The sequence below is a fragment of the Pseudomonas sp. NPDC087639 genome, from assembly GCF_044743385.1.
Taxonomy (GTDB): domain Bacteria; phylum Pseudomonadota; class Gammaproteobacteria; order Pseudomonadales; family Pseudomonadaceae; genus Aquipseudomonas.
This window is the reverse complement of sequence record NZ_JBIUWI010000016.1, coordinates 41112-48717: the sequence shown is the minus strand read 5'-3', so window position 1 is coordinate 48717 and position 7606 is coordinate 41112. Positions and strand designations below refer to the sequence as shown.

The window sequence follows — 7606 nt, the reverse complement described above, 5'->3', positions numbered from 1 at the left end:
AGCACCGCTTTACCGGTGGATTTCAGGGTCTGGTAATAGGCTTCCTGCAACGGCAGGCCGGCACGCAGGAAACTTTCCAGACGGCTGTAGATGTAGATGCCGTAGTCCACGCCGATGCCTACGCCCAGCGCCACCACTGGCAAGGTCGCGACTTTGACGCCGATGCCCATGAACGCCATCAGCGCGTTGCCCAGTACCGAGGTCAGCACCAGCGGCAGGACGATGCACAAAGTCGCCGCCCACGAACGGAAGGTGATCATGCACATCACCGCCACGCAGATGTACACCAGAATCAGGATGGTCAGCTCAGCCTGTTTGATGACTTCGTTGGTGGCCGCTTCGATCCCGGCATTACCGGCAGCAAGGATGAATTCCAGACCGTCCTTGTTGTTGTCCTTGGCGAATTCCTGCACCGCCTGCACCGCACGATCAAGGGTTTCCGCCTTGTGATCGTTGAGGAACACCAGCACCGGGGCCAGCGAGCAGCTGTTGTTGTACAGACCGTCAGCGCGGGCAATCGAGTTGTTCAGCACGTCGGGGTTGCGTGACAGGGTTTCCCATTTCAGGTTGCCCTCGTTCATGCCCTTGATCATTTGCTTGGACACGGTCACCAGCGAGATCGCCGACTGCACGCCCTCGGTGTTCTGCATCTTCCACATCAGCTCGTCGATCGGCGCCATCGCCTCAAAGCGTGAGCAACCTTCAGCCTTGGTCTTGACCATCACCACCAGCACGTCGGAACTGGTCGAGTAGTTGCTGATGATGAAGTTGTTGTCCTTGTTGTAGCGCGAGTCCGGACGCAACTCCGGCGCGCCCTGGTCGAGGTCGCCGATTTTCAGGTTCTGGCTGTACCAGAGGCCGCCGCCGAAGGCGATCAGCGCCAGAGCCACAGAGATGGGGGCAACTTTCGGGCTGGCAAAGTTCGACAGCAGGCGCCAGAACGGATGTTCGCGGTTTGCGTCCTTCTTGCTCTTGTCAATCGCCCGCTTGCTGATGCCGACATAGGAAATTGCTACCGGCAGCAGGATCAGGTTGGTGAACACAATCACCGCCACGCCAATGGACGCGCCGATGGCCAGTTCGCGGATCACGCCGATGTCGATGATCAGCAGCGTGATGAAACCCACCGCATCCGCCAGAATCGCGATCATCCCCGGCAGGAACAGTTGCCGGAACGTGCGCCGCGCGGCAGTCAGGGCGTTGTCCGCCTCACTGGATTGCAGGGCGATACCGTTGATCTTCTGCACGCCGTGGGAAATGCCGATGGCGAAGATCAGGAACGGCACCAGCATCGAATACGGATCGAGGCCAAAGCCGAAAAAGTGCATCAACCCCAGTTGCCAGACCACCGCCACCAGCGTCGTGCTCAACACCGCGATGGTGCTGCGCACGCAGTTGGTGAACCACAGCAGCAAAATCAGGGTGATGACGAAGGCGATGCCGAAGAACAACACCACCATCACCAGGCCATCGATCAAGTCGCCGACTTTCTTGGCGAAACCGACGATGTGAATTTTGACGTTGGGGTTCTGCGCTTCGAACTTGTTGCGGATCTTGTCTTCGAGCTCATGGGAGAACTTGCGATAGTCCAGCGCCAGCAACTTGCCCTGATCCTGCGGGTCGGGGTAGGACTCCAGCAGCGGGATGTCGACGATGCTCGATTTGAAGTCGTTGGCCACCAGACGCCCGACCTGACCGGACTTGAGCACATTGTTGCGCAGCAGATCGAGGCTGTCCTGCGAGCCGTTGTAGCTCTGCGGGATCACTTCGCCGCCGGCGAAACCCTCTTCGGTCACTTCGGTCCAGCGCACGCTCGGACTCCACAGTGACTTCAGACCGGAGCGGTCAACACCGGAGATGTAGAACACCTCGTCGTTGATCTGACGAAGGGTCTCCATGTACTCCTTGGAGAAGATGTCGCCATCGGTGGCTTCCACCGAAATACGCACGGTGTTGCCCAGGTTCGCCAGATCGTTGCGGTGCTCCATCATCTTCTCGATGAACGGATGCTGCAGCGGGATCATTTTTTCGAAACTGGTGGACGGCCGGATCAGCGTGGCCTGCCAGAACAGGAAAATGCTGACCACCAGACAGATCAGGATCACGGCCGGGCGGTTGTTGAAAATCAGACGTTCGAGGAGCGTCGCTTTTTCCTGCTGAGGAGTAATCAAGGAAGTCATAGCCCCGCCTTCTTATTGTTGATCTCGGCGCCGTTTGGCTGTGTGGTGTGGACGCCACCCTGCCCGGTCAGAATCAGGTTGCCGTCGCCGGCAGCAGTGACCGACGACAGGGAAATGCGATCCGGGCGGTTGAACACGCTGAAAGTTTCGCCGTTGTCGCTGCTGCTGATCACCGAGCCGCCGTTGCCGACGATGACGATGGAGCCGTCCTCAAGCAGCGTGGCACCGGACAAACCGAACTCCAGCGAACCGCGTGCAGCCTTCAATTCAACCTGTTCCCAGGTGCTGCCGAAATCAGTGGAGCGGTAGAGGTTGCCGCGCAAGCCGTAGGCCAGCAGCGTCTGCGGTTGCGCAGTGCCGATCACGCCGAACAGCGAGCCTTCGTAAGGGCCTTCGAGTTTTTCCCAGGTCTGGCCCCAGTCGGCGGAGCGAAACATGCTGCCCGACTCGCCGACGATAAAAAGCCCAGCGTCTTTTACCGCCGCGATGGCGTTGAGGTGGAACTGGTCTTCGTTGTCGAGGCGGTCGCTGACGTCTTCCCAGTTCTTGCCGCCATCGGTCGTTTCCAGCAGTGCGCCGTAAGCACCCACGGCGAGGCCGCTGTTGACGTCCTTGAACCAGACGTCGAGCAGCGGCGATTCGCGTTTGAGGTCTTCGAATTGCTTGGTCCAGGTCAGACCGCCGTCCTCGCTGGCGAGAATCTGCGCGTCATGGCCGACCGCCCAGCCGTGTTTGTCATCGACGAAGTAAACCGCCGTCAGCAACTGCCGGCTCGGTACCTTGGCCTGGGTCCAGGTCTTGCCCTGGTCATCGGAATAGAGAATGTGCCCGCGATCCCCGACCGCCACCAACCGTGCTCCGGCGTGGACGACATCGAGAATCAGGCTTTTCGCCGCTTTGGCGGATGCGCTGGCATAGACCACGTCGGCCGGAGCCTCGGCGGCAATCACAGGTGCCGACAACGTGGCAAAGCCCAGCAGCGCGAGTGCTGTGGTCAGCAACGCGGTGTTGCGTAACGCCGGCGGGCGGCAACGACTCATAGACCTTCCCCTATTTATTATTGTTAGGCCATTGGCCTTCAAGGGCGCCGCAAGGGTGCTCCGCCAATCGCTGGTAAGAAGCATAGTCCTCAAACCCGCAATCCAGAGCCCCTTCGGAAGCTGGCTCATCCTATCGGGCTTTAGAAACGTCTGACAATCGGCGCCACGTTATCTTTTGTTAACCAAAAGCGGCCCCTTGTAACCAAGCAATTCCCCTGTGGGAGCGAGCCTGCTCGCGAAGGCGGCGTAACAGTCACCCTCTTTGTTGGCTGACCCACCGCTTTCGCGAGCAGGCTCGCTCCCACAGGGGCCGGAGGTGATCTTTGGATTTGCGGTGGCGGGTGAATGCATGGCCATTCGCCGGATGGATAAGGCAAAACTTGCGAGGGGGACTTGCGCGATCGGTATTATGGTATACCATAAGACGCACAGACACTCTTAATCCCCCAACGGAGCAGCTCATGAGTTTCGAAATTCGCAAGATCGTCAGCTATGTCGAAGAAACCTTCATCGAAGGCGGCAGAGCCACTGATAAGCCAGTGACCATGGTCGGCCTCGCTGTCGTGATGAAAAACCCTTGGGTGGGTAACGGCTTTGTCGAAGACCTGAAACCGCAGATCCGCGCCAACTGCTCCGACCTGGGCGCCATGATGGTCGAGCGTCTGGTCGGCATCATTGGCGGTGCCGAGAAGATCGAGGCTTACGGTAAAGCGGCAGTGGTCGGTGCTGACGGCGAAATCGAACACGCCTCCGCCGTGATCCACACCCTGCGCTTTGGCAACCACTACCGCGAAGCGGTCAAGGCCAAGAGCTACCTGAGCTTCACCAACAAGCGCGGCGGCCCGGGCACTTCGATTCAGATCCCGATGATGCACAAAGACGACGAAGGTCTGCGTTCGCACTACATCACTCTGGAAATGCAGATCGAAGACGCGCCGCGTGCCGACGAAATCGTCGTGGTGCTGGGTTGCGCCGACGGTGGCCGCCTGCACCCGCGCATCGGTAACCGCTACATCGATCTGGAAGAACTGGCCGCCGAAAAAGCCCAGTAATCACAATAAAAAGGCATTGCAGGAGCGCTCCATGATTCGGCTCACCGCTGAACTCACCCCGGCGGGCACCAGTTACCTGGCGACCGGCCAAGGCCAGCCCGTGGTTTTGATCCACGGCGTGGGCCTGAATAAAGAAATGTGGGGCGGCCAGATCGTTGGCCTGTCGACCCAGTACCGGGTGATCGCCTACGACATGCTCGGCCACGGCGCCAGCCCGCGACCGGCCAGTGGCACCAACCTGCTCGGTTACGCCGATCAGTTGCTGGAGTTGCTCGATCACCTGAACCTGCCCGAGGCAGCGGTGATCGGTTTCTCCATGGGCGGCCTGGTGGCGCGGGCATTTGCCCTGCATTACCCGCAGCGCCTGCAAAGCCTGGTGGTACTCAACAGCGTGTTCAACCGCAGTGAAGAACAGCGTGCCGGGGTCATCGCGCGCACCGCTCAGGCTGCCGAACACGGCCCGGATGCCAATGCCGAAGCGGCGCTGTCACGCTGGTTCAGCCGCGAATATCAGGCGGCCAATCCGGCGCAGATCGCCGCGATCCGCCAGACACTCGCCGGCAATGATCCTCAGGGCTACTTGACCACTTACGAATTGTTCGCCACTCAAGACATGTACCGCGTCGATGATCTGGGCAGTATTCAGGCGCCGACGCTGATCGCCACGGGTGAACTCGACCCCGGTTCGACCCCCGAAATGGCCGAGCAACTGGCCCGACGCATCCCCGGCGCGAAGGTTGCCGTGCTGCCCGAGCAACGGCATATGATGCCCGTAGAGTCCCCGCGACTGGTCAACCAGACGTTGCTGGAATTTCTCGAATTCGCACACTCCCGACAAAACCATATAAAGGGGATCGTTGCATGACACTCGCACGCTTCCAGATGTGCATCGGCGGAGAATGGGTCGATGCCCTCTCCGGCAAGACTTTCGAAAGCCTCAACCCGGCCACCGCCCAAGCCTGGGCCGAACTGCCCGATGCCGATGAGGCCGATGTCGAGCGCGCCGTTCAAGTCGCCCAACAGGCCTTCGACAGCCCCGCGTGGCGTGGCCTGACCGCCACCGCGCGCGGCAAACTGCTACGTCGCCTCGGGGACTTGATCGCTGAAAACAAAGAGCATCTGGCGCAGCTGGAAAGCCGCGACAACGGCAAGCTGATCCGCGAAACCCGCGGTCAGGTCAGCTATCTGCCGGAGTTCTTCCACTACACCGCCGGTTTGGCCGACAAGCTCGAAGGCGGCACCCTGCCGCTGGATAAGCCCGACCTGTTCGCCTACACCGTGCACGAAGCCATGGGTGTGGTTGCCGCGATCATTCCGTGGAACAGCCCACTTTATCTGACCGCCATTAAACTGGCCCCGGCCCTCGCCGCCGGCAACACGATTGTGATCAAGCCGTCCGAGCACGCTTCAGCGACCATTCTGGAGCTGGCGCGTCTGGCCCTTGAAGCCGGGATTCCGCCGGGCGTGGTCAACGTTGTCACCGGGTACGGCCCGAGCACCGGCGCCGCCCTCACCCGCCATCCGCTGATCCGCAAGATCGCCTTCACTGGCGGCGCGGCCACCGCGCGGCATGTGGTGCGCAGCAGCGCCGAGAACTTCGCCAAGTTGTCGCTGGAACTGGGCGGCAAGTCGCCGAACATCATCTTCGCCGACGCCGATCTGGACAGCGCGATCAACGGCGCGATTGCCGGGATCTACGCCGCCTCCGGACAGAGCTGCGTGTCGGGTTCGCGGCTGTTGGTGCAGGACGAAATCTACGACGAATTCGTCAGCCGACTGGTGGAACGCGCCCAGCGCATCCGCATCGGCAACCCGCAGGAAGACAACAGCGAAATGGGCCCGATGGCCACCGCGCAGCAATTGGCCGTGGTTGAAGGTCTGGTTGCCGATGCCATCGCCGAAGGTGCGCGTTTGCGCACGGGCGGCAAGCGTCCTGCAAATCTCGGCGAGGGCTGGTTTTACGAGCCGACGTTGTTCGAGTGCGACCGCAACTCGATGAAGATCATGCAGGAAGAAGTCTTTGGCCCGGTGGCATCCGTCATCCGTTTCAAGGACGAAGCCGAAGCGCTGGCCATCGCCAACGACTCGCAGTTCGGCCTCGCCGCAGGCATCTGGACGCGGGATCTGGGCCGTGCCCATCGCCTGGCCAGGGATGTGCGTTCGGGGATTATCTGGGTCAACACTTACCGCGCGGTGTCGGCGATGGCACCGATCGGCGGCTTCAAGAACAGTGGCTATGGACGCGAAAGCGGCATCGATTCGGTGCTGGCCTACACCGAACTGAAAACGGTGTGGATCAATCTTTCTCAGGCGCCAATGCCTGATCCGTTTGTGATGCGCTAGGAGTCCTGCGAAATGATCGAACCCGGCATTTACAAAGACGTCATGAGCTCGTTCCCGTCCGGCGTCACGGTGGTCACCACCCTTGACCCTGCGGGCGGCATCGTCGGCATCACCGCCAGCGCGTTCAGCGCGTTGTCGATTGATCCGGCGCTGGTGCTGTTCTGCCCCAACTACGCCTCCGACACCTACCCGGTGCTGCGCGACAGCAAGCGTTTCGCGATTCATTTGCTGTCCGCCGAGCAGACCGCTGAAGCCTACGCCTTCGCCGGTAAAGGCAAGGACAAGGCCAAAGGCATCGAATGGCACTTGAGCGAACTCGGCAACCCGATCCTGGCCAAGGCCACGGCGATCATCGAGTGCGAATTGTGGCGCGAATACGATGGTGGCGATCACGCGATCATCGTCGGCGCGGTGAAGAATCTGATCCTGCCGGCGCAACCGGTGACGCCGATGATTTATCACAAGGGCAAGTTGGGCGCCCTGCCCACCCTGACCTGATTAACGCGCTCCCTGTGTAGGAGCTGCCGCAGGCTGCGATCCTTTGACTTTGATTTTTAAAGACAAGATCAAAAGATCGCGGCCTTCGGCAGCTCCTACAGGGGAATGTGTGTGAGGAGGAATGATGAGTAACGAGAAGTACGAAAAAGGCCTGAAGATTCGAACCCAGGTGCTCGGCGAAGCCTACGTGCAACGTTCAATCGACAACGCCGATGACTTCACCCGCCCCCTGCAGGAAATGGTCACCGAATACTGTTGGGGCCACGTATGGGGTCGCGAGGGCTTGTCGCTCAAGGAGCGGAGCATGATCAACCTGGCGATGATCTCGGCGCTCAACCGCCCGCACGAACTCAAGCTGCATGTGCGTGGCGCCTTGCGTAACGGCCTGAGTCGTGAGCAAATACGCGAAATTCTGCTTCAGGTCGGCATTTATTGCGGCGTCCCGGCAGCCGTGGACAGTTTCCGGCTCGCCCGTGAAGCCTTCGCCGAAGCC

General features: G+C 60.5%; 7 protein-coding genes. 5 read left to right on the top strand and 2 right to left on the bottom strand.

What is annotated here, in order from left to right; translation table 11 throughout:
- Both ACIOVB_RS09520 and ACIOVB_RS09515 read right to left on the bottom strand, forming a co-directional pair.
- Positions 1-2180 (bottom strand): RND family transporter (locus tag ACIOVB_RS09520; RefSeq protein WP_401267047.1); only part of this gene is annotated, 2180 nt, incomplete at its 3' end.
- Positions 2177-3220 (bottom strand): WD40/YVTN/BNR-like repeat-containing protein, encoded by a 1044-nt coding sequence (locus ACIOVB_RS09515; protein WP_401267044.1) that lies wholly within the window; start codon positions 3218-3220, stop codon positions 2177-2179. The genes ACIOVB_RS09520 and ACIOVB_RS09515, both read right to left, overlap by 4 nt.
- Before the next feature lie 461 nt (positions 3221-3681).
- On the opposite strand from ACIOVB_RS09515, the gene ACIOVB_RS09510 reads away from it, so the two are divergent.
- The 5 genes from ACIOVB_RS09510 to ACIOVB_RS09490 all read left to right on the top strand — a co-directional run.
- On the top strand, positions 3682-4272 hold the full coding sequence (locus ACIOVB_RS09510; protein WP_401267042.1) for an amino acid synthesis family protein: 591 nt from the start codon (positions 3682-3684) through the stop codon (positions 4270-4272).
- 31 nt (positions 4273-4303) lie between these two features.
- Entirely contained in the window at positions 4304-5137 is an 834-nt protein-coding gene (locus ACIOVB_RS09505; RefSeq protein WP_401267039.1) for an alpha/beta fold hydrolase, read from the top strand.
- The gene (locus ACIOVB_RS09500; RefSeq protein ID WP_187678626.1) at positions 5134-6615 is read left to right on the top strand and encodes an aldehyde dehydrogenase; all 1482 of its coding nucleotides are present in this window, start codon (positions 5134-5136) and stop codon (positions 6613-6615) included. Before ACIOVB_RS09505 ends, ACIOVB_RS09500 begins: the two co-directional genes overlap by 4 nt.
- A 12-nt stretch (positions 6616-6627) precedes the next feature.
- Positions 6628-7113: a flavin reductase family protein gene (locus tag ACIOVB_RS09495; protein WP_401267036.1), complete on the top strand. Its 486-nt coding sequence runs from the start codon at positions 6628-6630 to the stop codon at positions 7111-7113.
- A gap of 124 nt (positions 7114-7237) precedes the next feature.
- Positions 7238-7606, top strand: a 369-nt coding sequence (locus ACIOVB_RS09490) for a carboxymuconolactone decarboxylase family protein (RefSeq protein ID WP_401267033.1), incomplete at its 3' end; no start/stop codon positions are given.

Bases quoted from the DNA above. Each gene is read 5' to 3' on its own strand.
- ACIOVB_RS09510 (WP_401267042.1), top strand. From the start codon at position 3,682: ATGAGTTTCGAAATTCGCAAGATCGTCAGCTATGTCGAAGAAACCTTC.
- ACIOVB_RS09505 (WP_401267039.1), top strand. From the start codon at position 4,304: ATGATTCGGCTCACCGCTGAACTCACCCCGGCGGGCACCAGTTACCTG.
- ACIOVB_RS09500 (WP_187678626.1), top strand. From the start codon at position 5,134: ATGACACTCGCACGCTTCCAGATGTGCATCGGCGGAGAATGGGTCGAT.
- ACIOVB_RS09495 (WP_401267036.1), top strand. From the start codon at position 6,628: ATGATCGAACCCGGCATTTACAAAGACGTCATGAGCTCGTTCCCGTCC.
- ACIOVB_RS09515 (WP_401267044.1), bottom strand. From the start codon at position 3,220: ATGAGTCGTTGCCGCCCGCCGGCGTTACGCAACACCGCGTTGCTGACC.